The 25,438-nt window shown below is 66.9% G+C and carries 22 protein-coding genes; 9 read left to right on the top strand and 13 right to left on the bottom strand.

Features of this window, described 5'->3' with window-relative positions; genetic code table 11:
- The first annotated feature begins 113 nt into the window (after positions 1-113).
- Both CCONF_RS01010 and CCONF_RS01005 read left to right on the top strand, forming a co-directional pair.
- Complete coding sequence (locus CCONF_RS01010; RefSeq protein WP_290224312.1) at positions 114-344, top strand: hypothetical protein; 231 nt, start codon at positions 114-116, stop codon at positions 342-344.
- Between the two features lie 392 nt (positions 345-736).
- Positions 737-1,024 carry a peptidase M23 gene (locus CCONF_RS01005; protein ID WP_290224310.1) on the top strand — a complete coding sequence of 96 codons (288 nt, stop codon included), beginning with the start codon at positions 737-739 and terminating at the stop codon, positions 1,022-1,024.
- Between the two features lie 17 nt (positions 1,025-1,041).
- On the opposite strand, the gene CCONF_RS01000 is transcribed toward CCONF_RS01005, so the two are convergent.
- Together CCONF_RS01000 and CCONF_RS00995 are read right to left on the bottom strand one after the other, a co-directional pair.
- Positions 1,042-2,550 carry a hypothetical protein gene (locus tag CCONF_RS01000; protein WP_290224307.1) on the bottom strand — a complete coding sequence of 503 codons (1,509 nt, stop codon included), beginning with the start codon at positions 2,548-2,550 and terminating at the stop codon, positions 1,042-1,044.
- A gap of 253 nt (positions 2,551-2,803) precedes the next feature.
- The gene (locus CCONF_RS00995; RefSeq protein ID WP_290224305.1) at positions 2,804-4,357 is read right to left on the bottom strand and encodes a catalase; all 1,554 of its coding nucleotides are present in this window, start codon (positions 4,355-4,357) and stop codon (positions 2,804-2,806) included.
- 193 nt (positions 4,358-4,550) lie between these two features.
- Here CCONF_RS00995 and CCONF_RS00990 point away from each other — a divergent pair, with 193 nt between their 5' ends.
- Positions 4,551-5,120: an RNA polymerase sigma factor gene (locus CCONF_RS00990; protein WP_290224303.1), complete on the top strand. Its 570-nt coding sequence runs from the start codon at positions 4,551-4,553 to the stop codon at positions 5,118-5,120.
- Between the two features lie 303 nt (positions 5,121-5,423).
- Positions 5,424-6,839: a YkvI family membrane protein gene (locus tag CCONF_RS00985; protein ID WP_290224300.1), complete on the top strand. Its 1,416-nt coding sequence runs from the start codon at positions 5,424-5,426 to the stop codon at positions 6,837-6,839.
- A 78-nt stretch (positions 6,840-6,917) separates the two neighbouring features.
- Here CCONF_RS00985 and CCONF_RS00980 read toward each other — a convergent pair whose 3' ends face one another.
- On the bottom strand, positions 6,918-7,949 hold the full coding sequence (locus CCONF_RS00980) for an aspartate-semialdehyde dehydrogenase (RefSeq protein WP_290224298.1): 1,032 nt from the start codon (positions 7,947-7,949) through the stop codon (positions 6,918-6,920).
- A 63-nt stretch (positions 7,950-8,012) separates the two neighbouring features.
- The gene (locus tag CCONF_RS00975) at positions 8,013-9,278 is read right to left on the bottom strand and encodes an aspartate kinase (RefSeq protein ID WP_290224295.1); all 1,266 of its coding nucleotides are present in this window, start codon (positions 9,276-9,278) and stop codon (positions 8,013-8,015) included.
- A gap of 188 nt (positions 9,279-9,466) precedes the next feature.
- On the opposite strand from CCONF_RS00975, the gene CCONF_RS00970 reads away from it, so the two are divergent.
- On the top strand, positions 9,467-10,330 hold the full coding sequence (locus tag CCONF_RS00970) for a DMT family transporter (RefSeq protein WP_290224292.1): 864 nt from the start codon (positions 9,467-9,469) through the stop codon (positions 10,328-10,330).
- Positions 10,331-10,351: 21 nt separating this feature from the next.
- On the opposite strand, the gene CCONF_RS00965 is transcribed toward CCONF_RS00970, so the two are convergent.
- Entirely contained in the window at positions 10,352-11,500 is a 1,149-nt protein-coding gene (locus CCONF_RS00965; RefSeq protein ID WP_290224290.1) for a mannosyltransferase family protein, read from the bottom strand.
- Positions 11,501-12,008: 508 nt separating this feature from the next.
- Between CCONF_RS00965 and leuA the strand changes: the two genes are divergently transcribed.
- From leuA to CCONF_RS00945, 4 genes are all read left to right on the top strand, one after another.
- Positions 12,009-13,826 carry a 2-isopropylmalate synthase gene (gene leuA, locus CCONF_RS00960; protein WP_290224286.1) on the top strand — a complete coding sequence of 606 codons (1,818 nt, stop codon included), beginning with the start codon at positions 12,009-12,011 and terminating at the stop codon, positions 13,824-13,826.
- A 255-nt stretch (positions 13,827-14,081) separates the two neighbouring features.
- Positions 14,082-15,608, top strand: coding sequence for a DNA polymerase III subunit epsilon (locus CCONF_RS00955; RefSeq protein ID WP_290224284.1), 1,527 nt, complete (start codon positions 14,082-14,084; stop codon positions 15,606-15,608).
- Positions 15,609-15,665: 57 nt separating this feature from the next.
- On the top strand, positions 15,666-16,979 hold the full coding sequence (locus CCONF_RS00950) for a Mur ligase family protein (protein ID WP_290224282.1): 1,314 nt from the start codon (positions 15,666-15,668) through the stop codon (positions 16,977-16,979).
- A complete protein-coding gene (locus CCONF_RS00945; RefSeq protein ID WP_290224280.1) occupies positions 16,972-17,727 on the top strand; it encodes a type 1 glutamine amidotransferase in 756 nt (251 codons plus the stop codon). The genes CCONF_RS00950 and CCONF_RS00945 overlap by 8 nt, the downstream gene beginning before the upstream one ends.
- On the opposite strand, the gene recR is transcribed toward CCONF_RS00945, so the two are convergent.
- The 8 genes from recR to CCONF_RS00905 all read right to left on the bottom strand — a co-directional run bounded on the left by recR (position 17,724) and on the right by CCONF_RS00905 (position 25,374).
- Complete coding sequence (gene recR / locus CCONF_RS00940; protein WP_290224279.1) at positions 17,724-18,380, bottom strand: recombination mediator RecR; 657 nt, start codon at positions 18,378-18,380, stop codon at positions 17,724-17,726. The genes CCONF_RS00945 and recR overlap by 4 nt on opposite strands.
- A 128-nt stretch (positions 18,381-18,508) precedes the next feature.
- A complete protein-coding gene (locus tag CCONF_RS00935; RefSeq protein ID WP_290224277.1) occupies positions 18,509-18,859 on the bottom strand; it encodes a YbaB/EbfC family nucleoid-associated protein in 351 nt (116 codons plus the stop codon).
- A 98-nt stretch (positions 18,860-18,957) separates the two neighbouring features.
- Entirely contained in the window at positions 18,958-21,552 is a 2,595-nt protein-coding gene (locus tag CCONF_RS00930) for a DNA polymerase III subunit gamma and tau (protein ID WP_290224274.1), read from the bottom strand.
- A 17-nt stretch (positions 21,553-21,569) separates the two neighbouring features.
- On the bottom strand, positions 21,570-22,193 hold the full coding sequence (locus CCONF_RS00925; RefSeq protein ID WP_290224272.1) for a suppressor of fused domain protein: 624 nt from the start codon (positions 22,191-22,193) through the stop codon (positions 21,570-21,572).
- Positions 22,156-23,427 (bottom strand): aspartate aminotransferase type Ic, encoded by a 1,272-nt coding sequence (locus tag CCONF_RS00920; RefSeq protein ID WP_290224269.1) that lies wholly within the window; start codon positions 23,425-23,427, stop codon positions 22,156-22,158. Before CCONF_RS00920 ends, CCONF_RS00925 begins: the two co-directional genes overlap by 38 nt.
- Positions 23,428-23,519: 92 nt before the next feature.
- Entirely contained in the window at positions 23,520-24,242 is a 723-nt protein-coding gene (locus CCONF_RS00915; RefSeq protein WP_290224267.1) for a hypothetical protein, read from the bottom strand.
- 8 nt (positions 24,243-24,250) lie between these two features.
- Positions 24,251-25,009: an ATP-binding cassette domain-containing protein gene (locus CCONF_RS00910; protein ID WP_290224265.1), complete on the bottom strand. Its 759-nt coding sequence runs from the start codon at positions 25,007-25,009 to the stop codon at positions 24,251-24,253.
- Entirely contained in the window at positions 25,006-25,374 is a 369-nt protein-coding gene (locus CCONF_RS00905; RefSeq protein ID WP_070768512.1) for a GntR family transcriptional regulator, read from the bottom strand. The genes CCONF_RS00910 and CCONF_RS00905 overlap by 4 nt, the downstream gene beginning before the upstream one ends.
- Between the last annotated feature and the right edge of the window lie 64 nt (positions 25,375-25,438).

Below are 25,438 nucleotides of genomic sequence, written 5' to 3'. Positions count from 1 at the left end.
CTGCTGCCCGACGGGGGCAGACGGGAAGTAGTTCACGCTGCGCAACAGCGGCGCGTGGATAGCCACGGCCAGCAGCCGGTGTCCGGGTCGCCGACGTCGACCTCGCGCTGGTCATGCACTTTTTCAAGAGCAAGGCCAGGCTTTTTGATGCCGCCGTGGAGACCCTCCAGACCATGTCGGCGAACATCGGCCGCAGCACGGATCTGCGGGACATGCTGCTGACCTATTTCCGCAACTGGGAGGACCCGTACACCGGCCCGTGGCTGCGCGCTATCGTCCGCGCGGGCATCGGCTCCGAGTTCGCGGCTAAGCGCCTGCGCCAGGCCCCTGACGCACCGGCCTAACTGCGGCCGAGTTTTTGTTATCCCCCTAGATACAGGGAAACGGCGCCGCATCCCTACAGCTGCGGCGCCGCCCCTATTCCCTATCACTCACAACGGATTTAAACCGCTAGTCCGCCCCCTAAGCGGACTACGTGAGCGAGACCCAGCCTAGCACCTGGAAGTGTCAAAACCTAGCTCACCAGCACTTTCACAGAATCCTGTTAAGGTATCTCCAATTGCGGCATGAAGCTGACAGAATCATCATCGCCGTATGCTGCGCATTTTTATTCATCCTAAAATCTGGGTGGAAACGCTGCCCCGCGCGAGCGCGCCTCGGACGGGCAGGCATCGTACTGGCAGGCGCACCGAAAACCGGCCCGGCGCGACCAAGAAATCGACTAGATTGGACAACCATGATGGAATTCCAGGACGCAGTCGCCAAGGCCTACCAGCACCGCGGGCCGCTCTCCGGCGCGGCCGAGACCGACACCCACTGGCTTTTCAGCCCGGCCCACCCGGACAAGGAGCTGGGCCCGACGTTTGTGAACCGGGCAACTGGTGAGCTCGAGCAGTACGACACCGATCCCCGCAACTGGCGCCCGCGCCTGCAGCTATTCCGCGCGCAGAACCCGCAGCCGCGCCCCATTCCCGAGCAGTACTTCGGCGAGCCCGAGGCCCTCGAGGACCCCCAGGCCAACTAATTCTTCCCGGCTATCGCCTAGGCCCGGGCCGGGCGGACACTAGAACGGCTAGCCCACCACACGCCAGCGCCGCCGATGACAGCGACGGCCGCGAGCACGCCCAGCGACATCCACAGCAGGGACTGCTGGCCGCCGTTGCCTACCACGGTCAGGGCGTTGGTGGCCCAGTTCAGCGGCAGCAGGTTGGCAATGACCTGCCAGTAGGTCGGGGCATCGCTAGCCGCGACCGACTTCCAGAACCAGCCGACCACGCCCACCTGCACGATGCCCAGGATGGCCGCGGCCACCATGCCGCCGGAGCGGCCTAGCAGCCCCATGAGCGCCCGGGTAACCACCGCGGCGGTGACCGCGGCGAGAGCAAAGACGCCGGCGCTGATGGCTGCCGCTGCGGCGGTCAGGCCGGCGGCCAGGACGAACAGGGCCACCTCGCCCGCGGCCACCAGGCCGACCAGGCCACCGAGCAGGCTCAGCCGCCCGCGCTGGGTGGACAGCCAGCCCAGGCCGATGCCGCCCAGCATGACCAGTGCGGCGATCAGCATGGCCACCACCGGGGCCAGCAGCCGCGAAGGGCCGGCGTCCTGCCCGTCCGCGGCGAACTGGACCGGCGGCATGGCGCGCTGGATGGATTCCACCTTGGTCTTGTTCTGATCGGCCATCCCATCGATCTTGCGCGCGCCCTCGTCCAGCTCGTTGATGCCGTTGACGGCCTCGTCGGCGCCGCCGTCTAGCTCCCCGATGGCGGCGTTGAGCTGCTTGGCGCCCTCCGTCGCAGAGTAGATGCCGTCATGGTAGGCGTAGCCGGGCACCGCCAACTCGTTGGACAGCTCGCGGGAGCCGTCCTTGAGGCGGTTGAGCTCCCCGGTGATGGACTCGTCGATCTTGAAGGTATCGACCTGGCCGCGCAGGTCCTTGAGCTGACCGCGCAGCTTCTTCGCGTCCGCGGAGTCGTTGCCGCGCAGATCCCCCAGCGCGCCATCGATAGCGGTCAGGATCTGCCCGCGGACCACCTCGATACCGGTGATCTGATCGACGGCCTGGCCGACCCCGTCGGCTAGCTCGGTAGCGCCCGCGCCCAGCTGACCGGTGCCGGCCTGCAGCTGCACCAAGCCATCCACCAGTTCCTGGGTGCCCTGACTGAGCTGGTCCACACCGCCGGTGATCTCCCCGGTGCGGTCTTTGAGCTGGCCGGTGCCGTCGGCCAGCTGCTGCGTGCCGGACTTGAGGAAGCCGGCCTGGCTCTGGGCCTCGCCGGTCGCGCGGCGGGCGTCGACCAGCTCGTTCGGATCGATGCCGGCGGGAGCATCGGCGGCCGGGGCGCCGGTCACCCCCTCCTCCGAGTCGGCGGAGTTCCAGGCCTTCTCCGGGCTCATCCCCACCGCGGCGGCAATGCCGGCGCAGGCGGCGAGCAGCACCAGAACGACCAAAGCTGCCAGCCCGGACCGGAAGCGGTGGGGTTGGCGGTGGCCGTCCGCGGAATCCGCGGCGGCAGAGGGGCTGGCAGGGCTAGCAAAGCGGGCGTCGTTCATACTAGGAAACGATATCTACCAGCACCTATAGTGTCGGCTAGGCGCGCCGTTTCGCCCACCGCTGCCATTTTTATTCCCGGTTTGGTCACCGGCGGGACCGCTCCGGTGCCGGGCCGGCTGGGGCGCTTGCCGCCCTGCGGCGCGCGGGGAGGCTGATGTAGTGCACAAAGCACTGTACCCCGCGGTTTCCCGCGGGGTACTAGCTATCTGTGGCCATTTCCAGCCGGGTGGAACGGCTGGATCAGCGCGCTGGCTACTTCTTCTCCGCGAAGAGCTCGCGGACGCGCTTGCCCAGGTTCTGGTCTACCTGATCCCAGTAGTGGTAGACCTGCTGCTCGACCTGCTCGGACACACCAGCCATGGCATTGGTGATGTTGTCGGCCAGGCGCTCCTTCTCGCCGTCATCCATGACCTCGCGGTAGAGGATGCCCGGCTGGATGAAGTCGTCATCCTCGGCGTGCTTGACGTACGGGGCGCGCGACAGGTCGGTGCCGTGCGGGTTCGGGTTGACATAGAGATCGCTAGCCTGACCGAAATCATCGTGCTGATTGGAGGTCTCACCGTCATCCAGGTAGCCCGCGCCCTTGTCGTAGCGGTTCGGGGAGTAGACCGGATCCTGCGGGTCGTTAAACAGGAAGGACATCGGGCCCTCGTGCTCGTAGGTGTTGACCTTGTCCGCGTTCAGCGGCTGGTTGACCGGCAGCTGCTTGTAGTTCGGCCCGATACGGTAGCGCTGCTGATCGGAATAGGCGAACACGCGGCCCTGCAGCATGCGGTCCGGGGACAGACCCACGCCCGGGACCAGGTTGGCCGGGTCCAGGGCCAGCTGCTCAATCTGCGCAAAGAAGTTGCGCGGGTTGCGGTTGAGCACGAAGTAGCCCACATCGTGCAGCGGGTAGTCCTTCTGCGACCAGGTCTTGGTCAGGTCGAAGGGGTTGAAGCGGTAGGTCTCCGCGTCCTCGAAGGGCATGATCTGGACCTTGACGTCCCAGACCGGGTAGTCGCCGCGCTCGATGGCGTTGTAGAGATCCTCGCGGTGGTGGTCGGCGTTCTGGCCGGCCATCTCCGCCGCCTCGGCGTCGGTGAAGCAGTCCCAGCCCTGGCGGGTCTTGAAATGGTACTTGATCCAGACCGGCTTGCCTTCCTCGTTGATCCACTGGAAGGTGTGGGAACCGAAGCCGTCCTGGTGACGGGAGGTCTTCGGGGTACCGCGGTCACCCATCAGGTAGGTCACCTGGTGCGCCGACTCCGGGGAACGGGTCCAGAAGTCCCACTGCATATCCGCGTTGCGCAGGCCATTGGTGCCCAGGCGCTTCTGGGAGTGGATGAAGTCCGGGAACTTAATGGCATCACGGATGAAGAAGGTCGGGGTGTTGTTACCCACGATGTCGTAGTTGCCGTCCTCGGTGTAGAAGCGCATGGCGAAGCCGTGCACGTCGCGCCAGGTGTCGGGGGAGCCCTGCTCACCGGCGACGGTGGAAAAACGGATGGCCATCGGGGTAACGGTGCCCTTCTGGAAGAGCTTGGCCTTGGTGTACTGGGAGACATCCTCGGTGATGTGCAGCTCACCGAAGGCGCCGTGGCCCTTGGCGTGCGGGGTGCGCTCCGGGACCCGCTCGCGGTTGAAGTGCGCCAGCTTCTCAATCAGGTGAACGTCATTGAGTACGTTCGGGCCCTGCGGACCGGCGGTGACGGAACGGTTCTCGGACGCAACCGGCTGGCCGGACGGGCGGGTGGTCTGGCCTTCGCCAGCGGTGCGGTTGCCGCGGCCCAGGATCTGGTCTGCTGCAGAAGAATCTTGAGTCATGGGGATGCCTCCTTCAGTGGCAATATTGGTCAGCTATTAAAAGCCGTTGGCCTATAGTTTAGACCATTTAATAGTGGTTGGCAAACAAACTCCATCTATTGATATGTTTACCTCAGTCAGGGTTCATGCAGCACCCTGCCTCGCCCCCAGTGTAGGTCCAAAACCGGATTCGGTGCCTGGTAAATTCAGGATGATGAAACACCACTCCGCAGCCGACGACGCGCGCGTCACCGACCTGGCACTTGCCGCCGGGCGCGGTGACCGCCGCGCGCTGACGGAGTTCATCCGCACCACCCAGGACGACGTCTGGCGCCTCCTGGCCCACCTGGCCGGGCCCGAAAATGCCGACGACCTAGCGCAAGAGACCTATCTGCGGGTCATCTCCGCCCTCCCCCGCTTCGCCGCCCGGTCCTCAGCGCGCACCTGGCTACTCTCCCTCGCCCGCCGCGCCTGGGTGGACAACATCCGCCACGACATGGCCCGGCCGCGCAAGTCCGCCACCTCCTACGAGGACGCCGCCTCCCAGGCCCCCGCCCTGGAAAACTCCGCCACCTGGAGCGACTGGATCGACACCCGCGCGCTCATCGACGCCCTCCCCGCCGACCGCCGCGAGGCCCTCATCCTGACCCAGGTGCTGGGCTATACCTACGAGGAAGCCGCCAAGATCACCGGAGTGCGCGTCGGCACCATCCGCTCGCGCGTCGCCCGCGCCCGCAAGGACCTCATCACCGCCACCGAGGCCAGCCAGAACTCCGAACGCTAGATCCGCGCTAGGACCGAATACAGGAAACGAGTAAACGAGTACAGGGGCAGAATACTAAGGCCAAACCCATAAGCCTCCGGCGCCGGGGCCAGATTGTGCCCAAATAGTGATAAAAGCGTGAAAAGCTGGGCACATCCAGGCCAGGACACGTGGCCGGCCGTTTAACATTGCGAATTTCCGGGTGGTCTATCTGGTGTTTGCCCGGAAAACCAGGCCGGAAACAGGTAAATTCATAAACCGTACGTTTTAGGCCCGCCTCGGGCTACGCTGCTTTTTTGATAACAGATTTGGGGTTTAACTTTCATGTTTAAACGCGCCATAGCAATCTCGATGGCGTTCATCGGCGTCGTCGTCGGCGCCGGCTTCGCCTCCGGCCAGGAAGCCATGCAGTACTTCGTGGCATTCGGCAAATGGGGCCTAGTCGGCATCGCCTTGGCCGCCGGCCTGATGATGATCACCGGCATTTCCATCCTGCAGCTGGGCTCCTACTTCCAGGCCTCGGAGCACACCGCCGTCTATGAGAAGGTCTCCGGGCCGATTACGTCCCGAATCCTCGACTGGTCCACGCTGGCCACGCTGTTTAGCATCGGCTTCGTGATGTTCGCCGGCGGCGGCTCAAACATCACCCAGCAGTTCCCGAGCGTCCCCGTGTGGGTGGGCGGAACCGTCATGCTGGTTTTGGTGCTGCTGGTCGGCCTGCTCGACGTGGACCGCGTGACCACCGTCATCGGCACCATCACGCCGTTCATCGTCCTCTTCATCGTCCTGGCCACCGGCTACACCATCCTCACCGTGGACGTGGACTTCAGCCAGATGCACGAGTGGACCACCAGCAACGTGGACACCACCCTGCCGAACTGGTGGATTTCCGCGCTGAACTACACCGGCCTGAACGTCATGTGCGCGGTGTCGATGTCCATCGTCATCGGCGGCAACTTCCTGGACAACCGCGCCGTCGGCTGGGGCGGCCTCATCGGCGGCATAATCTACCTGATCCTGCTGGCCCTGCTGGTCTTCTCCCTGTTCTTCGTCGCCCCGACCGTCAACGGCCAGGACCTGCCGGTATTGGAGCTCATCAACACCATCCACCCGACCCTGGGCTACGTCATGACTTTTGTCATCTACGGCATGGTCTTCAACACCGCAGTGGGCATGTTCTACGCGCTGGGCAAGCGCCTGACCCGCTCCAAGCCGCAGCTGTTCTACCCGGTCTACTGCGTGGCCTGCCTCATCGGCTTCGCCCTGTCCTTCGTGGGCTTCCAGCAGCTGGTCAGCAACGTCTACCCGATCCTGGGCTACCTCGGACTGCTGATGATCACCGTGATGTCCTTTACCTGGATCCGAAGCCGCGGCAAGCTCACGGACGAGTCCGACCGGCGCATGCGCGCCCGCACCCTGGTGCAGCGCAAGCTGGACCCGCGCGAGCGCTTCACCAAGAAGAACGAGCGCGAGCTCGCCCGCCTAGCCGCGGCCTCCAACATGGCCACCGGCGAATTCGAGGATCTCGTCGCCGAGGAGATCTACGAAGAGCTCGAGGCGGACGAGGAGCTCGAGGACTTCGACCGCGAGGACCTGGATCCTTCCGTGACCTACGTCCAGCACACCAAGCCGGAGGTTCCGTCTGCTGACAACGACCTCGACTTCGGCGGGCAGGCCGACAACGGCGGCGGCAAAGGTCCCACCCCGCAGTCCGGCGCCTCCCCCGCCTCTCAGGACTAGCGCCTAGCCCCCGCCCGGCGGGATCAAATAAAGGCTCACCCGTGCGGGTGAGCCTTTTGCTTTGGGTAAATGCCTGGCTTAGACCAGCAACTCGGCGATCTGGATGGTGTTGAGCGCTGCGCCCTTGCGCAGGTTGTCGCCGGCGACAACCAGGACGAGGCCGCGGTTGTCCTCCACTGTCTGGTCCTGGCGCACGCGGCCGGCCAGACAGTCGTCGATGCCGGTGGCGGCCAGCGAGGTCGGCACGTCCACGACCTTCACGCCCGGGGCGTTCCCCAGCAGCTCTAGGGCCTGGTCCGGGGTGATGGACTTGTCGAACTCGGCGTGGATGGTCATGGTGTGGCCGGTAAAGACCGGGATGCGCACGCAGGTGCCGGCGACCTTCAGATCCGGCAGCCCCAGGATCTTGCGGGACTCGTTGCGCAGCTTCTGCTCCTCGTCGGTCTCCAGGGAGCCGTCATCGACCAGGTTGCCGGCCATCGGCAGCGCGTTAAACGCGATCGGGGCGACGTAGGGGCCGGTGTCCTCGCCGTCCAGGCGGGAACCGTCGTGGACCAGGTCCACGTTGTGCTCGCCGACCTGGTAGACCTGCGCGGTCAGGGTCTCCACGCCGGCCAGGCCGGAGCCGGAGACGGCCTGGTAGGAGGACACGTGCAGCTGGCGCAGGCCGGCGGCATCGCTGAGAGGCTTGAGCACCGGCATGGCGGCCATGGTGGTGCAGTTCGGGTTCGCGATGATGCCCTTGGGCAGATCCTTGGCCTCGCCCGGATTGACCTCCGCCACGATGAGCGGCACGTCCGGGTCCTTACGGAAAGCCGAGGAGTTGTCCACGACCGTGGCGCCGGCCGCCACGAAGACCGGCGCCCACTGGCGGGAGGTGTCCCCGCCGGCGGAAAACAGCGCGATATCCACGTCCGCAACGGACTCCTCGGTGACCTCGGTCAGGTCCTCGACCGTCACCTGTTGGCCGGCGAATTCCAGCTCCGTACCGGCGGACCGGGAGGAAGCAAAGAAGCGGATCTTGTCCAGCGGGAACTTACGCTCCTCCAGGATCTGCCGCATCACGCGGCCGACTTGCCCGGTTGCCCCTACTACCGCCACGGTGGTCATGATTTTAAAACTCCTTGTCTCATACGTGCCGTACTTGTGTGGTTTGCGCTGTGACTGCGCGCTTTAGCGTCCGGTTCCAGCGTAGACCGTGGCGGGTTCGTCGCCGCCCAGCTGGAACTTCTCGTGCAGCGCCCGGGCCGCCTTGTCCAGGTCGGCCTCGCGGGTCAGCACGGAGATACGGATCTCCGAGGTGGAGATGAGCTCCATGTTGACGCCGACGTCGCGCAGGGCCTCGGTGAAGTCGGCCGTCACGCCCGGGTGCGACTTCATGCCGGCGCCCACCAGGGAGACCTTGCCGACCTGGTCGTCGTAGAGCACGTTGGACCAGTCGCCCTCGCCGCGCAGCTTGGACAGCAGCTCCATGGCGCGCGGGCCGTCGGCGCGCGGACAGGTGAAGGTGATGTCCGTGCGGCCGTCGTCCAGGGAGGAGACGTTCTGCAGGACCATGTCGATATTGATCTCGGCATCCGCGATGGCGCGGAAGACCTTGGCCGCCTCGCCCGGGCGGTCCGGGATGCCCAGGACGGTCACCTTGGCCTCGGACTTGTCAGTGGCGACACCGGTCAGTACTGCTTCTTCCATGGGAATATCCTCCATCGACCCGACGATCAGGGTGCCGGGGTCATTGCTATAAGACGAGCGAACTCTTAACGGAACATTGAAGGCGCGGGCGTATTCAACGCTGCGCAGCACCAAGATCTTGGAACCGACCGCGGCCAGCTCCAGCATCTCTTCGAAAGACAGCTTCTCCAGCTTCTGGGCGTCCGGCACGATGCGCGGATCGGCGGTGTAGACGCCGTCGACGTCGGAGTAAATCTCGCACACGTCAGCGTTCAGGGCCGCGGCCAGCGCCACGGCGGTCGTATCCGAACCGCCCCGGCCCAGGGTGGTCACGTCGCGCGACTCCTTGTTCACGCCCTGGAAACCCGCCACGATGCAAATCTTGCCCTTGTCGAGGGCCTCCGTGATGCGCCCCGGGGTCACGTCCACGATCCGGGCGTTGCCGTGCCGCTCCGTGGTCAGGACGCCGGCCTGGGAGCCGGTGAAGGACTGTGCGTGCGCGCCCAGGGATTCCACGGCCATCGCGACCAGCGAGTTGGAGATGCGCTCACCGGCGGTCAGCAGCATGTCCATCTCCCGGCGCGGGGGCACGGGGTTGACCTGGGCTGCCAGGTCCAACAGCTCGTCCGTGGTATCACCCATGGCGGAGCACACGACCACCACGTCGTTGCCGGCCTTCTTGGTGGCGACGATCCGCTCTGCGACCGCGCGGATGCGCTCGGCCGATTCCAGGGAAGAGCCACCGTATTTTTGAACGACTAAGGCCACGTGCTGTTGCCACCTTTCGCGAATACTTGTCTTCGTGAATACCTGTCACTCGGTAGTCAAGTGCTCATGTTACCCCGCACAATTCGCGGAGCCAGCATTTACATGCACCCTTTCATGGTAGAGCTTTTTGCGCGACATCGGTGACCCAATGGCCACAGAATTCCGTGGCATTCACTACGGTTGGGTAGGTGTTAAGCAATCTCGTCGCCATCTTCTTTGCCTTGGCCTCGGCCCTCACCGTGGCTTGGGGGACAGTGGTGCGGCACCGGATTGCACTCGATGCCCCCTCCTCGGTCATGCGCACCGCCATGACCCAGCCTTTGTGGTGGGTGGGCACCTTCGCCGCGCTGGCGGCCTACGGGCTGCAGGTCATCGCCTTGGGCTTCGGCACCCTGCTCATCGTCCAGCCCATCCTGGTCATGTCCCTGATGTTCACGCTCCCCTTGGCAGCCTGGTATTCCCGCCGCCGCATGAGCGGGCAGGAGATCGGCTGGTCCCTGGTGCTGACCGTCGCGGTGGGCACGCTCATCATCCTGGGCCGCCCCAGCGCCGGCAAGCCGCAGCCCGCCGTCTCCGACTGGGCGCCGGCGCTGCTGGTGGGAATCACCGTCATGGCGGTGCTGGCCTTTACCGGCTGGCGCCGCCGCAGCCAGCGCGCCCTGATGCTCGGCACGATCTGCGGCGGCATTTACGGGTACGTGGCGGTGCTGTCCAAGGCGGTCGTTGATATTTTCGCGCACTCCGGCGTGGGCGAGCTCCTGACCAGTTGGGAGTTCTACGCGCTTATCGCCACCGCCGCCACCGGCACGGTGGTCCAGCAATATTCCTTCCACGCGGGCCCGCTCAAGCAGTCGCTGCCCGCGATGACCATCGTCGAGCCCATGGTGGCCTTCCTGCTGGGCTATGCCATCCTGGGCGAGAAATTCCAGATCACCTCCGCCGCCGGCTGGGCGGTGATGGGCCTGGCCCTGGCCCTCATGATCGCGGCCACCATCGTGCTCTCCCAGCAGTCCGTCGGCAGCGGCGAGAAATCGCGCAGCGAACCGCGCTAGCCGCCGACCCGCATTAGCCGCCTAGATAGCCCACTCGAATACGGCGAGCATATAGGCCGAGAACCAGGCGCCGAATAGCACCCATAGGGCCACCAGCAGCCCCATGGCCCAGCCGGGCAGGCGGCGGAAGCCGGCAACCAGCAGCGGCAGCACGACGATGACCGCCGGCAGCAGCAGCCGCGGACGCGAGTGCATGATGCCGTCGGAGGCCAAGACGTTGACCATCAGCGCCGCGCTAAACCACCACGGCGCCAGCCCCATCCGGCGCCACGCCAGGACCAGGCACAGCGGGGCGGCCAGCATGACGGCGGTAGTCAGCAGAAAGCCGGCGTTGCACGCGCTGGTCAGGCTCGTGCCCACCCAGCGCAGGCTGGCCAGCCCGCCGTCGAAGCCGGAGTTCCAGTGCTTTTGCTGGGTCCCGAAGTACCCGCCCACCGCGGTGAGGTGGGAATTCGCCCAGGCCAGGTAGGCCACCAGCGGGACCGCGGAGACCGCCAGTCCGGCCCACGCGGACCACTGCCGACGGCCGTAGACCAGCACGGCCAGGGCGAACGCGGCGAGCACATCCACCGCGGTCAGGCGCACCAGGCCCAGGCAAAAGACCAGCGCCGCCGCGGCCCACCAGCGCCTGTCCCACAGCGCCACCAGGGCCCAGATGGCCAGCGCTCCGAAGAGCGCCTCGGTATAGGGCATGGCAAAGACAATGGCCATCGGCGCGCCGGTCACCACCGCCGCCGCGGCCAGGCGGTAACCCCGCCCCGGCGCGGCCCCGCAGCTTAAGGCCACCCGGTTGGCCAAGGCCATGGCCCCGGCGGCCAGCACGACGGTCAGCGCGATGTTGAGCACCACCGCCAGGGTGGAATAGTGCACCCCGGTCAGCGCGTGCCCGGCGCGCAACAGGAAGGGGAAGCCGGGAAAGAACGCCAGGGTCTTCTCATAGGCCGGGCCGTCGCCGGCTATCTGGGCGTCGAAGTAGCCGTGAGCGGCGATCTGCGTGTAGTACTCGGCATCCCACTTGTTGAGCAGGTCCCCGAGGCGTTCGCCGTTGGCCGCCCCCATCCCCGCGAGTACCCCCAGGCGCAGTCCCGAACCGCCCAGGCCGACGGCCGCGGCCCCCGCCCAGTCGCGGCGGTGCAGCCGGGGTGCGGCGGTACTCTTGGTTTCTTCCACGTCTGGAAATGGTAGCGGCCCACCGCGCGCACGGGAAGCCGCAGCACACCCCGCGCACGGCTGGGGCTTTCCTCCCCGCAGCGTCGCCGCAACGCAGAACTTCCCATCTAATGAAATAAAAGAATATTTAGTTGCCACCCCGTGGAATGGCATGTAGTCTGTGCCACATGACTTCGCGGCAGATGCTACTACTTATCAGCCGCGGCGGGATTTAGCCCCAGCCCGGTTTGCCCGTCGGTATAAGGATGCAGGAACTTCATTCCCCCGACCGGCAGATTGCGGTCAGCGCCCCGCCGCGGTGACCTCGCCGCGCCCGTGCCGGCTTATCCCCTACGCTGACCGCCCCGCATATCGCCGGAGGGCTCACCCAATCACCACCACCTAGTTGTGACGCCACGCGCATACTCCGCGCCGCGGATCGCACGGCCTAGCCCGCGACCGCCACCCGTTAAGGCAGACCAGCTAATAGCAACCCCGACGAAGACCACGCAGAATAAGGAACCACACCATGAGCCCGAACGACGCATTCATCTCCGCCCCGCGCGAAATCACCACCCCGGCTGGGCCCCGCCGGGAAGGCCAGCCGGCCTGGAATAAGCAGCGCAATTCCTCCATGCCGGTAAACCGCTATCAGCCGTTTGCCACCGAGGTAGAAGACATCCGCTTGCCGGACCGCACCTGGCCGGATAAGACCATCACGCACGCGCCGCAGTGGTGCGCGGTGGATTTGCGCGACGGCAACCAGGCGCTCATCGACCCGATGAGCCCCGAGCGCAAGCACCGCATGTTCGACCTGTTGGTCAAGATGGGCTACAAGGAGATCGAGGTCGGCTTCCCCTCGGCCTCCCAGACGGACTTTGACTTCGTCCGCGAAATCATCGAGCAGAACAAGATCCCGGAAGACGTCACCATCCAGGTGCTGGTCCAGGCGCGTGAGCATCTCATCCGCCGCACCTTCGAGGCCTGCGCCGGCGCCAAGAACGTCATCGTGCACTTCTACAACTCGACCTCGAAGTTGCAGCGCCGCGTGGTCTTCCGCAAGGACAAGCCGGCCATCAAGAAGCTGGCCACCGACGCCGCGAAGTTGATCCGCGACATCGCGCAGGACTACCCGGACACCAATTGGCGCTGGGAGTACTCGCCGGAGTCCTTCACCGGCACCGAGCTGGAGTTTGCGGTGGAGGTCTGCGACGCGGTCGTGGACATCATGGATCCGAGCCCCGAGGACCCGATGATCATCAACCTGCCGTCGACGGTGGAGATGATTTCGCCCAACGTGTACGCGGATTCCATCGAGTGGATGCACCGCAACTTCGCCCGGCGCGCCGACATCATCATGTCCCTGCACCCGCACAACGACCGCGGCGAGGGCATCGCCGCGGCGGAACTGGGCTACCTGGCCGGCGCCGACCGGATCGAGGGCTGTTTGTTCGGTAATGGCGAGCGCACCGGCAACGTGGACCTGATCACGCTGGGTTTGAACATGCTGACCCAGGGCGTCGATCCCCAGATTGACTTCACGGATCTGCCGGCCATCCGCGAGACCGTGGAATACTGCAACCAGCTGCGCGTCCCCGAGCGCCACCCCTACGGCGGCGAGTTGGTGTTCACCGCGTTTTCCGGCTCCCACCAGGACGCCATCAACAAGGGCCTGGACGCCATGGCGGACCAGGTCGTGCCGGGCGCCAACAACACGGAGGTCTCCTGGGACAAGCTGCGGGAGACCACCTGGGAGGTGCCCTACCTGCCCATCGACCCGAAGGACGTGGGCCGCGACTACCAGGCGGTCATCCGCGTCAATTCCCAGTCCGGCAAGGGCGGGGTTGCCTACATCATGAAGACCGACCACGGCATCAACATGCCGCGGGCCATGCAGAGCGAGTTCTCCGCCGTGGTACAGGCGGTCACGGACGCCGAGGGCGGCGAGATTAACTCCAAGAACATGTGGGACATCTTCGCCCAGGAATACCTGGATCGCACCTCGCCACTGGAGCAGGTCCACGTCACCATCGACAACGCGGAGGCCGCCGGCGGCGTCACGCAGTTGAGCGCCGAGGTGGTCTACAACGGTGAGAACTCCACCGTGCGCGGCTCCGGCAACGGCCCCATCGCAGCTTATGCCAATGCCCTGGAGGCCCTGGGCCTGGAATTCGAGGTCATCGAGTACTCGCAGCGCTCCCGCAGCGCCGGCGACGACGCGGAGGCCGCCTGCTATATCGCCGCCGACGTCAACGGCACCAAGGTCTGGGGCGTAGGGATCGCCGGTTCCACGACCACCGCTTCCCTGCGCGCCATCGACTCCGCGGTCAACCGCGCGCTGGCCTAGCGCTTCCCGCAGCGCCCCGTCCACCGAGGTACCCACGACCCCGGCTCGCCACCACCACGACCTTCCAGGTGACTTCTGAGGCGACCCCTTCACTGAACCGGTAGATCCGACTCCTTAAACCTCCGGCCCCTTCCACACGGCGTAAGCGGGGGCCGTTGCCGCGCTGGATGGTGTGGGTGGGGCCGCCGCGCCAGGTCTTTGCGGTAGGGCCCTGCCAATCATCCCAGCGGAAAACGGTGAACTACACTATCCTCAATGAGTACTTCACCTGCGCGCCCGAACAACGGTTCCGGCTCTGGGGCCGGCGATGGGGCAGATTCTGCGCCCGCGGCTGGGGCGACCCCGCCCAAGCCGCACGACCCGCGCGCCCAGCGTCCGGAGGACGCCGCGGCGAAACAGTCCGCCACCGCCGCTGCGGACTTCCCCTTCGTCGCGCTGACCGTGCAGACCACCGGCATCCACCCGTCCACGGCCCAGCTCGTGGCCCTGGACGCGTTGACCTTCAACGCCGCCGGGGAAGTTGGCCAGGATTTCCACGCCGTCCTCAACCCCGGCAGCGATCCCGGCCCTAGGCATCTGCACGGGCTAAGCCACGAGGAAGTCTCCGCCGGCCAGAACTTCTCCCGAATCCTCAAGCCCCTGGACCGGCTCCTGGACGGCCGCACCCTGGTCGTTCACGACACCCCCTTCGCGTGGGGTTTCGTGGTCTCCGAGGCTCGGCGCGCCATGACGGCCGCGGCCCGGCAGAACCGGAGCCGCAACCGCAACCGCGGCAACAACCGCCGGCGCCGGCAGAAGGTCGGCCACGTGCCGGCCCCGGAGCGGATCATCGACACGCTGGCCTCCGCGCGGCGCCAGGGCGTCCAGCTCGAGGACATCCGGCTGGCCACCACCGCCCGCCACTGCGGGGTGCTGACCCCGAGCGCGGTCGCCACCACGAAGCGGGCCAACGTCCCGGAATCGCAGACCTCCCGCGAGGCCACCGAGCTCCTCGTGGCCCTCTACCTCGCCCAGGCCGAGCGCGGGCCGCTGGCTGCCACCACCCCAGACGAGGTGCGCGGCGATAAATTCGGCCTGCAGCGCTCACACCTGCGCGTCGACGCGGAGGAGGCCCCGCGCATCCACCAGAACCCCGGCCCCTACCGGCCCGGGCACGAGCTGGAGCCGGGCATGGAGATCGTCGTGGCCCCAGAAATCACGGCGGACCCGGACGAGATCATCGCCGCCATTACCCGGCACGAACTCAACTACTCGGAAAAGCTCAGCCGGGAGACCTCCCTGGTGGTCTGCAACGTCACCACCGACCTGGTGGGCAAGCCCATGCACGCCCACCGCAAGGGCATCCCGCTGATGTCGGACCGGGCCTTCCTCGAGGCCGTCGAGCGCATCACTCCCGCCAGCGAGCAGGCCGGCGCGGACCACGCCGCGGCGCAAGAGTCCGAGGGAAACAACACCACCGGCGCCAGCCGGGGCGCACGCAGCTCCCGCGGCGGCCGGGCCGAGGACAACGGCTCGCGCCGCTCGCGCCGCAGCCGGCGGCGGCGCCGGCGCAGCAGCCGCGGCGGGGCGAACCGCTCCGGTTCCAACAACTCCAGCGCCCAGTCGGGTGCCGCGCCGGAGCATGCGGCGGGGGCGAAAACCGACTCAACGTCGCCGAAAAACGGCGAAGGCGCAGGGCAGGGCGGCTCCCGCGGCTCTCGGCGCAAGCGCGGCGGGCGGCGGCGCGGTGGGCGCGGCAACCGCGGCGGGCAGCGCAACAGCAAACCGCAGGCAAATTCTTAAAAGCCCACCCGCGTGCACAATCGCGCCCGGGCCCACCGGCGGACTAACCTGTAGCCTATGAGTTTTAACCTACGCAGAACGCTCAGGAAGGTGCGGACGTCCGTCGCCACCTCGGCCGCGAACCTGGCCACCACGGCTTCCCGCGCCACCGGGCGCGGCGCCGGCGGGATGATCGGCGGCCTGGTGGCCAACGCCATCGACCCGAGCATCATGTCCTCCCTGGGCGCCGGCCGCCCGGCCGTCCTGGTCACCGGCACCAACGGCAAGTCCACCACCACCCGGATGCTGGCCGCGGCCCTGCGTACGCGCCACACCGTGGCCACCAACGACGGCGGCGACAACATGGACGCCGGCATCATCTCCGCCCTGCTGGCGGGCAAGGAGGCTTCCCACCTGGTCCTCGAGGTCGATGAGCTGCACGTGCCGCATGTGACCGACAACCTGAACCCGCAGGCGTTGGTGCTGCTGAACCTCTCGCGCGATCAGCTCGACCGCGTGGGCGAGATCAACAAGATCGAGCGCGCCCTGCGCTCTTGCGTGGAGGCCCACCCGGACATGCTGGTCATCGCCAACTGCGACGACGTGCTGATGACCTCGGTGGCCTACGACGCCCCGAATGTCATCTGGGTAGCAGCCGGCGCCGGCTGGCTGGGCGACTCCGTCACCTGCCCGCGCACCGGCGGCCACGTGGTCCGCGAACCGGAGAACTGGTACGCGGTCAAGAAGCTGCCCGACGGGCGCGAATTCCGCCGCCCGCAGCCGGAGTGGACGGTCAGCGAAGAGGGCATCGTCAGCCCCGCGGGCACCTATCCGCTGAACCTGGCGCTTCCCGGGCGCGCCAACCGCGGTAACGCGGCCCAGGCCGTCGCCGCCGCCGCGGAGGCCTTCGGCATTGCTACCGATGCCGCCGTCACCGCCGTGGAGAGCATCGACGACGTGGCCGGGCGCTATTCCACCATCACCCGCGGCGAGCACGAAATCCGCCTGCTGCTGGCCAAGAACCCGGCCGGCTGGCAGGAAGCGCTATCCATGGTGGACCGCAGCGCGGACGGCCTCGTCATCGCCACCAACGGCCAGGTGGCTGACGGCGTGGACATGTCCTGGTTATGGGACGTACGCTTCGAGGACTTCGAAGGCATTTCCGTCAAGGCCGCCGGCGAGCGCGGCACCGACCTGGCGGTGCGCTTGGTCTACGCGGACATTACTCACGAGCTCATCCCGGATCCGGTCCAGGCCATCGACGCCTGCCCGCCCGGCCGCGTGGAGGTCCTGGCCAACTACACTGCCTTCCGCGATCTGAAAAAGGCCCTAGAGCGCGACGCTGCTTTGCAGCACGAAAACTCGGAGAATAAGGAGAACCGCCATGCCTAATACCCTGTCCATCGGCCTGATTCTTCCCGATGTCTTGGGCACCTACGGCGACGACGGCAACGCCCTGGTGCTGCGCCAGCGCGCCCGGCTGCGCGGCTTCGACGCCGAGATTGTGCCCATCAAGCTGGGCGAAGCGGTCCCGGAACAGCTGGACATCTACACCCTCGGCGGCGGCGAGGACTCGGCCCAAATCCTGGCCGCGGAGCACCTCATCTCCGACGGCGGACTGATCCGCGCCGCCCATGCCGGGCGCCCCATCTTCGCCATCTGCGCGGGCCTGCAGGTCTTAGGCGAGTCCTTCCGCGCCTCCGGGCGCGTGGTCGACGGCGTCGGCCTGCTGGACGCGACCACCTCTCCCCTGCAGGAACGCGCCATCGGTGAGGTCCAGTCCACCCCCTGGGCGGCCGGCTACACCAGCGAGCTGACCGAGCCGCTGACCGGCTTCGAAAACCACCTGGGCGCGACCATCCTGGGCCCGTCGGCCCAGCCCCTGGGTATCGTCAAGCGCGGCACCGGCAACAGCGATGCCGCCGCCACCGCCGACCTGCCCGACGCCAAGCAGCAGCGCGTCGGCGAGGGCGCGGTCCAGGACAGCGTCATCGCCACCTATATGCACGGCCCGGCCCTGGCCCGCAACCCGCAGCTGGCCGACCTGCTGCTGGCCCGCTCCACCGGCCAGCGGCTCCAGGATCTGGCTCCGCTGGACCTGCCCGCGGTACAGCAGCTGCGGGCGGAGCGCCTGGCCTAGACCGTCAGGCGGCCCGACAGGGCGCGCGACAACGTCAGCTCGTCCACGAATTCCAGGTCGCCGCCCAGCGGCATGCCGGAGGCCAGGCGGGTTATCCGCAGGTCCGGGAAGTCCTTGAGCAGGCGCACCAGGTAGGAGGCGGTGGCCTCGCCCTCCGTGTTCGGGTCGGTGGCCAGGATGACTTCCTTGATCTCCGGCGTGGAGTCGTACTGCGGGTTCTCCTCCGTGGAATCCGCGAGCTCTCGGTCGGGCAGCACACCGCCGATGCGCTGCAGCAGCTGGGAGATGTTCAGGTCTTTCGGGCCGATATTGGCCAACGGATCCAGCGCCCCGCCCAGCACGTGATAGCGCCCCTCGTATTCGCCGGTGCGCTCGATGACCTGGATGTCCTTCGGCTCCTCCACCACGCAGATGGTGCTGCGGTCGCGCTGCGAGTTCACGCAGATGCGGCAGACCGATTCCCGGGAGATATTGCAGCAAATCCGGCAGAAGGTTACCCCGTCGCGCACGGCGGCCAGCGCGTTGCGCAAACGCTCGATGTCCTCGGGTTCCATGTGCAGAATGTGGAAGGCGATCCGTTGCGCGCTCTTCGGGCCCACGCCCGGCAGCCGGGAGAGCTCGTCGATGAGATCCTGCAAAGGTCCTTCAAACACCGGGCACCGACCTACTTTCTTTACTCCGGGAAAGGCAACGAGAACAAGAATAAGGCCGCAGCCTGCTTTTTCCCAAAAGCAAACCGCGGCCCGGTACAGCCGGCTACGTTACGCAGCCGGGGGCAAGACTAACCCATCAGATTGCCCATGTCGCCCGGGGCGCCGCCGCCCATGCCCTGGGACAGCGGGCCGATCTTTTCCTGGGCCAGCTCGCCGGCCTTCTGGTGGGCATCCTTGAAGGCGCCGATGACCAGATCCTGCAGGGTCTCCACGTCCTCCGGATCCACGACGGACTTGTCGATCTTCAAGTCCTTGAGCTCCGCGCCACCGGTCATGGTGCAGGTCACCAGGCCGTTGCCGGCGGTGCCTTCGACCTCAGAGGCCAGGATTTCTTCCTGGGCCTTCTGCAGTTCGGCCTGCACGCGGGCGGCCTGCGCGATCAGTTCATTCATGTCTGCGGGTTGATCCGGCTGGGTCATGGCTATGCCTTTCTCTCAAGAATTTTAGGGATAAATTCGCCAGTGCCCGAGTCTACCGCCGAAACTGGACCGTTGAAGAGGCTGCGTGCCCCTGATCGCTACAAGCGACGCGCCCCCAGCTGATCGCTGAGCAACTCCATCGCTACTTCCAAGGCACTGCGGTGGTCGCGCTCCCCGGTCTCCTGGGCCGCGGCCGCCATCATCTGCTCTTCCTCGTCCCGCAGCGCCGCAGCGTCCTGCGGGCCGGGCTGGCCCTGCCCTGGTGCCGGCCGCGGCGCCTGCTCCTGCTGCGGGGCCTCTGGCTGACCGGCCGGCTGTTGCGGCACGTAGTCGTCTTCCGGCGGGACACCGTAGCCTTCCTCCGGGCCCGGGTCCGGCGGCAGCGGCACCCCGTTGCTGAAGGTGTTGGCATCGCGCTTTTTCGCCTGCGCCGCCGCCTGCTGAATGCGGTCCTGCCAGCTAGGGCGCGCGTTAGCGACATTCCCACCGCCTGCACCCGCACCGGACCCCTGCGCCGTGGGCGCGGCGGGCGGGGCCTGCTGGGGCTGCGGGGACGGTGCCTTCTCCGGCTCTTCCGGACCACCTAAAGGCCGCGGGCTGCCCCAGCCAGAATTATCCGCTGGTTGCGGTTCGGGCGTGGGCGCAGCAGAGCTAGGCCTCTCGGACTCCTGATCGTCGCTGGATTCGCGCTGGTTTTTCTGCGGGTTCCAGGCCGGCTTGGCGCCCGGCTGGGCGTTGAAGCCCTGCTGGACCGGGTCGGTTCCGACCACGCACTCGATGCCGAGCTCGACCTGGTATTCCTCGCGCAGGACCCGCTGCAGGTCCCCGGCGTTTTCCGGAGCGTTCAAGCGCTGCGCCAGCGCCCCGGTGGTGTGTCCTAAGACCAGGGTGTTGTCCCGGATGCCCAGCACGCGCGCCTCGGTCAACATGATCTCGGCGACCTTGTTGGTAGCGCCCACGCGCTCACGCAGCGTGGCCCACTGGTTCCGAATAGCCGCGGTCAGCTCCTCCGGGTCGGAAGCCGGTTCCGGTGCGGCAGCAGTCTGTGCCTGCTCCGGTGCCGATTCTGCGGGCTGCCCAGACTGCTCGGCGTCATCCTCCTGCTCAGCGGGCTCCGCTGCCGGGCGCTCCGGCTGCTCGGTCGGCTGCGGTGCGCGCTCCGGCTCGGCGTCCGCGCCGTGCGTTACCGGCGCGGCGGCCGGGGCCTGTTCCTGCTGGGGCTGCTCCTGCTGCGCGTCAGCCGCTGCGGCTTCCGCCGGCTGCTCACCCGGGTGCTCGGCAGGCACCGGCTTTTCGACATGGACCGGTGCCGGTGCCGGTGACTGCTCGGGGCCGCGGTTTTGAGCGTTGCCCTGCTGCTGGCGCTCTCGGCGGGCGGCGGCGATTCGGGCAGCGGTGGCCGCGGCGGCTGCCGCGCCCTCCTGGGCGGAGCCGGCGGGCCGGGACTGGGTCTGTTGCTGTTGCGGTTGCTGCTGCGGCTGGCCGGACTGGGCCGCCGGGTGGGGCTGGCCGGACTGGGCCGCCGGGTGGGGCTGGCCGGACTGGGCCGCCAGGTGGGGCTGGCCGCTGGTGGTCGGCGCCGCGGGGCCAACGGCCGGGCGGGCGGCGGAGACCAGGTGAGCGCAGAGGATTTCCAGCAGCAAGCGCGGCGAGGTCGCCCCGCGCAGGCCGGCAATCTGCTCGCTGACGGTCTCGGCCAGAAAGACCAGGTGGTCGCCGCTGAAGCGCTGCGCCTGATCGGTCAGCGCCTCGGCGCGGTCGGCGGGGGCGTCGACCAGCCCGGCGGAGATGGCGTCCGGGACGGCTTGGAGCACCATGAGATCGCGCAGGCGGTCCAGCAGGTCGACGGCGAAACGGCGCGGCTCGTGGCCGGCCTCAATGACGTGATCGACCAGCTGGAACAGGGCGGCCTTGTCGCCGCTGGCCAGGGCGGCGACGGCGTCGTCGATGAGCGTGATGTCCGCGACGCCCAGCAGCGGGCGGGCGAGCTCGTAGGTCAGGCCGTCCGGGCCGGCGCCGGCCAGCAACTGGTCCAGGATGGAGAGGGTGTCACGCGGGGAGCCGCCGCCGGCCTGGATGACCATGGGGTAGACGGAGTCTTCGACCTGCACGCCCTCGGCGGCGACGGTGCGCTGCAGCAGCCCCTTCATCGCCGGCGGGGTCAGCAGCCGGAAGGGATAGTGGTGGGTACGCGAGCGGATGGTGCCGATGATTTTTTCCGGCTCCGTCGTCGCGAAGATGAAGATGACGTGCTCCGGCGGCTCCTCAACCACCTTGAGCAGGGCGTTCGCGCCCGAGGCGGAGATCATGTGCGCCTCGTCGATGATGAAGATACGGTAGCGGGACTCCGCCGGGGCGTAGTAGGCGCGGTCGCGCAGCTCGCGCATGTCCTCCACTCCGTTGTGGGAGGCGGCGTCCAGTTCAGTGACGTCCAGGTTGCCCGGCCCGCCCGGGGCCAGGGAGACACAGGACTCACAGACCCCGCACGGGGTGGAGGTGGGCCCTTCCACGCAGTTGAGCGAGCGCGCCATAATGCGCGCCGAGGAGGTCTTGCCGCAGCCCCGCGGCCCGGAAAACAGGTAGGCGTGGTTGATGCGCCCCGAGTCCAGGGCAGCCGACAACGGGGTGGTGACCTGTTCTTGGCCTACCACCTCGGAGAAACTTGCGGGACGATATTTCCGGTAAAGAGCCACGCCGTAAATCCTACCGCTTAGCCATCGGCCCGGGAGAAGTCGAGCAGGTCAATCCCGCCGTCGGCGACTGCCTGCTGGAAAGGCCCCACGCCTTCGTCGGCGGCGTAGGAGTATTCGGCGTCGGTGAGCACCAGCAGCTGGCAGATCAGCGTCAGACGTTTGTCCTCTGCCACCTGCGGGGTCTGCCCGCCCCAGAGGTAGGGGGCGATGAGCAGCCCGTGCCGGGCCGTGACGGATTCGTCCTGCTCCAGGGCGCTGCCCGCGGCCATGTTCGGCAGCAGGACGCCGGGCTGGGCCGGGATGACCCCGGCCGCCGCCGCAATCTGATCCGCGGCAGCCTGCACCGCCGCCGCCACCGTGGCGGGGTTCGTCCGGCCCACGGCCAGCAGCTCACAGCGCACGTCGACGCCATCGTCGGCGCGCTGCAGGCCGGTATCCACCTGGCTAAAGCCCACGGTCACCGCCAGCGCCTGGCCGTCGCCGAGCTCGGCGGTTCCGATCCGCCAGCGGGTGCCGCCGTCAGCGGAGGAGACGTCGCGGAACTCCAGGGAGGCCGGGATTACCTGATCGAGCCAATACGCAATATCCGTGTTGTTAATTGCGCTACGCCCCCAGCTTCTCGAGGGCGGCCAGAAGCACACAGACGGCCACGCCGTCCATGGCGGCCTCGACCTCTTCCAGCGGCGGCATCGACGGCGCAAGCCGGATGTTGCGGTCGTTCGGGTCCTGGCCCAGCGGGAAGGAGGAACCGGCCGGGGTCAGCACAATGCCGGCCTCCTTGGCCAGCTCCCACACGCGGGTGGCGGTGCCATCAATGACGTCCAGGGAGACGAAGTAGCCGCCGGTGGGCTTGGTCCACTGCGCGACCTCGTACTTGCCCAGGCGCTCGTCCAGGATGCGCAGCACGGCCTCGAACTTCGGGGCCAGCAGCGCGGCGTGGCGGCGCATGACCGCGCGCACGCCCTCGGCGGAGTCGAAGAACTCCGCGTGGGCGAGCTGGTTGACCTTGTTCGGGCCGATACCGCGCTTGCCGGCGATCGACTTGAACCAGTCGAGGTTCGCCTCGGAGGAAGCCATGAAGCCCACGCCGGAGCCGGCGAAGGTGATCTTGGAGGTCGAGGAGAAAACGAAGAAGCGGTTGGGGTTGCCCACCTCGCGGGACAGGCCCAGCACGTCGATGATCTCCGGGAATTCGTCGGTCAGCGTGTGGACCGCGTAGGCGTTATCCCACATAATGCGGAAGTCCGGGGCGGCCGTGTCCATGGAGGCCAGCTCGCGCACGACCTCCTCGGTGAAGGTAACGCCCGAAGGATTGGAGAACATCGGCACGGCCCACATGCCCTTGACCTGCGGGTCCTTGACCAGCTCGCGGATGGCCTCCACGTCCGGGCCATCTTCCAGCATGGGCACGGTGACCATCTCAAAGCCGAAGCGCTCCGTGATGCTGTGGTGGCGGTCGTAGCCCGGCACCGGGCAAATCCACTTGATCGTTTCTTCCTGGCTCCACGGGCGCTCCGAGTCGTTGGTGCCGAAGGTGTAGGCCCAGGAGATGACGTCGAACTCGAAGTTCAGGGAGGAAGAGTCCCCGGCCATCAACAGGTCCGGATTAATACCCAGCAACTTGCCCCACAGCTGGCGGATATCAACGATGCCCTGCAGGTTGCCGTAGTTGCGCACATCCGCGCCGATGGCGTCGGTGTAGTTGTTGCGGCCCGGCAGCTCCAGCAGGTCCTCGGACAGCGCCAGCTGCTCCTTGGAGGGCTTGCCCCTAGTCAGATCCAGTTTCAGACCCTTGGCCTTCAAATCTTCGTAATCGGCACGAATCTGAGTTGCTAGTTCGGCGCGCTCTGCCGCGCCCAAATCTAGAAGAGACATAGGAGCTCGTCTGCCTACCTTCCGGTATCCGAGGAGAGATCAGTGGTTGCTTATTGACCCCCTAGCATAGCGCCGCCTACGTGACTTAGCACTCAGCTGCGGGCGAGTTTAACCCTATCCGCACTACCCGCCCAGCGTGTGCGGGACCGTTGGATACTCACGCCGGCCACCACTACCCCCACCACGGCTACCGGGATGCAAAAGAGGAACACCCCCGGCAGCGGCGCGGGCACGGAAATGCCCAGCACCTGGTCGATGAACCACGCGACGACGATGGCAACCGCGATACCGGCGAAGACCGCCACCCACTGCGCGCGGGCCGAGCGACGGGCGCGCACCGCGCCCAGCCCCACCCCGACGAGCGCGGCGGCAAGGAAGATGGTGAAGACCACCAGGAGAGTCAGGACCACTTCGCACCCGCCTACCCCGGCGTCGAGGACGATATAGGGCTGCCCATTGGTATCAAGCCATTCCACTGGGCCGGAAGTGACGATGAAGCTGTCGTAGCCGGAGTAATACGGCGAGTCATCCTGCATGACAAACATCGCCACACCAAGCACGCCCGCGGCCACCGCGGCTGCGACTACTGCGCACACGACCGCGGAACCCAACCAGCGGCCGGGTGCGACCTGGTAGTCAAGCAGGTGGGCCGAATCCGCCGCAGCGAGGGTGAAAATCACGGTCGTGGCCACGACGGCCAGGATGGTCCACGACCCGCCGTCCATAAAGAGGAAGCGGCCGCCGGCGGCCAGCCCCAGGGCCACCGCCATGCACCCGATGATCAGCCACGGTTGGCTGGCGATAAATACTGGCATCTTCATTGTTATTCCTCCCCTTGTTTCTGCACCAGCGCACCCGCTACCACTACGTCCAGCAGCTCACTGGCTTCGAGATACGTCACGTCTACGCCGCGGGACTGGGCAAAATCCCGGGCTGAGGTCGAAAGACCGGTACCCAGCACCGCCCGACGGTGCCCACCCAGCGCCTTGTCGGATAGCACCGGCGCGTTGCCGATGACCTCCGCCACCGCCTCGGCCGGCCCGCTCAGCACGGGGTGGGTCTCGCGCAGTTCATCCATGGTCACAGGAGCCTGGGCGTGGAAATCACGCATGACCACCACCGCATCAACCAGGCCCGCCAGGTCCTGCGAGTGCTGGGAACTCACCCACACCTCGGCGGTTTCTGCGGCCTGCCGCAGCCGCTCCCGCACCTGGTTGCGGTGTGGTGCGTCCAAACCGTTGAAGGGTTCGTCCAGCAGCAACACCGGTTTGCCGGCGGCCACTACGCTGCCGACGATGACCAGCTGGCGCTGGCCCACGCTCAGCTTTGCCAGCGGCGTGGTCGGGTCGAAGCCCAGCGTTTTCTCCGCTTCGCCCACGTCCAGCCCCTGCCAACCGCGCTGCACAACGCGAAAATGGTCTCGGGGCGTGGTGCCGAAGAAGTGAATATCAGCGCTGGCCTGGCCGAAGGCCACACCGGACTCCGTGCTGCGCCGGCGGAAAAACGTGGTCTTGCCGGAGCCGTTCGGCCCGATCAACCCCATGATGGGCCGCGGGCTCCCAGTATCTTGCGTGCTGGTCATGGTTTTAACTCCTTAGCGATCATCTGGGCAATGTCGTCTTCCCCCAAGCCCAGGGCACTGGCCTCCGCCACCAACGGGCGGACAAAGTCTTGGGCGAACGCCTTCTTCCGTTGGTCCCTGATGCGCTCGCGCGCCCCGGGCATGACAAACATCCCTCGTCCTCTCTGGCTTTCCACGAGCCCGGCTTGCGCCAGCGCCGTGAGCGCCTTCGATGCCGTAGTCGGCGTGACCTCATGAAAATTTGCTAATTCGTGCGTCGACGGTGTCCTGTCGCCTTCGGGCAGCTGCCCGGACAAGATCATGCCGCGCAACTCCTCCGCTATCTGCTGATAGATAGGGCGGGGATCCTTAGCCGTTATAGCCATCCCGTCACCTTCCTTGTTGTTCCCGCAGCAAACCGACCTACCAACATGGTTTACTAGGTAGGTA

Origin of the sequence: Corynebacterium confusum (genome assembly GCF_030408715.1) — a bacterium.
GTDB classification, from domain to species: Bacteria; Actinomycetota; Actinomycetes; order Mycobacteriales; family Mycobacteriaceae; genus Corynebacterium; species Corynebacterium confusum.
The sequence above is the reverse complement of the archived record's forward strand: the minus strand, read 5'-3'. Positions and strand labels throughout refer to the sequence as shown.

What these genes read in the sequence shown, in the direction of transcription:
- CCONF_RS00905 (WP_070768512.1), bottom strand. Translation starts at nt 25,374, where the DNA reads ATGGCTATAACGGCTAAGGATCCCCGCCCTATCTATCAGCAGATAGCG.
- CCONF_RS00995 (WP_290224305.1), bottom strand. Translation starts at nt 4,357, where the DNA reads ATGACTCAAGATTCTTCTGCAGCAGACCAGATCCTGGGCCGCGGCAAC.
- CCONF_RS00955 (WP_290224284.1), top strand. Translation starts at nt 14,082, where the DNA reads ATGAGTACTTCACCTGCGCGCCCGAACAACGGTTCCGGCTCTGGGGCC.
- CCONF_RS00935 (WP_290224277.1), bottom strand. Translation starts at nt 18,859, where the DNA reads ATGACCCAGCCGGATCAACCCGCAGACATGAATGAACTGATCGCGCAG.
- CCONF_RS01000 (WP_290224307.1), bottom strand. Translation starts at nt 2,550, where the DNA reads ATGAACGACGCCCGCTTTGCTAGCCCTGCCAGCCCCTCTGCCGCCGCG.
- CCONF_RS00990 (WP_290224303.1), top strand. Translation starts at nt 4,551, where the DNA reads ATGAAACACCACTCCGCAGCCGACGACGCGCGCGTCACCGACCTGGCA.
- CCONF_RS01010 (WP_290224312.1), top strand. Translation starts at nt 114, where the DNA reads ATGCACTTTTTCAAGAGCAAGGCCAGGCTTTTTGATGCCGCCGTGGAG.
- CCONF_RS00910 (WP_290224265.1), bottom strand. Translation starts at nt 25,009, where the DNA reads ATGACCAGCACGCAAGATACTGGGAGCCCGCGGCCCATCATGGGGTTG.
- CCONF_RS00920 (WP_290224269.1), bottom strand. Translation starts at nt 23,427, where the DNA reads ATGTCTCTTCTAGATTTGGGCGCGGCAGAGCGCGCCGAACTAGCAACT.
- CCONF_RS00915 (WP_290224267.1), bottom strand. Translation starts at nt 24,242, where the DNA reads ATGCCAGTATTTATCGCCAGCCAACCGTGGCTGATCATCGGGTGCATG.
- CCONF_RS00950 (WP_290224282.1), top strand. Translation starts at nt 15,666, where the DNA reads ATGAGTTTTAACCTACGCAGAACGCTCAGGAAGGTGCGGACGTCCGTC.
- CCONF_RS00945 (WP_290224280.1), top strand. Translation starts at nt 16,972, where the DNA reads ATGCCTAATACCCTGTCCATCGGCCTGATTCTTCCCGATGTCTTGGGC.
- CCONF_RS00980 (WP_290224298.1), bottom strand. Translation starts at nt 7,949, where the DNA reads ATGACCACCGTGGCGGTAGTAGGGGCAACCGGGCAAGTCGGCCGCGTG.
- CCONF_RS01005 (WP_290224310.1), top strand. Translation starts at nt 737, where the DNA reads ATGATGGAATTCCAGGACGCAGTCGCCAAGGCCTACCAGCACCGCGGG.
- CCONF_RS00985 (WP_290224300.1), top strand. Translation starts at nt 5,424, where the DNA reads ATGTTTAAACGCGCCATAGCAATCTCGATGGCGTTCATCGGCGTCGTC.
- leuA (WP_290224286.1), top strand. Translation starts at nt 12,009, where the DNA reads ATGAGCCCGAACGACGCATTCATCTCCGCCCCGCGCGAAATCACCACC.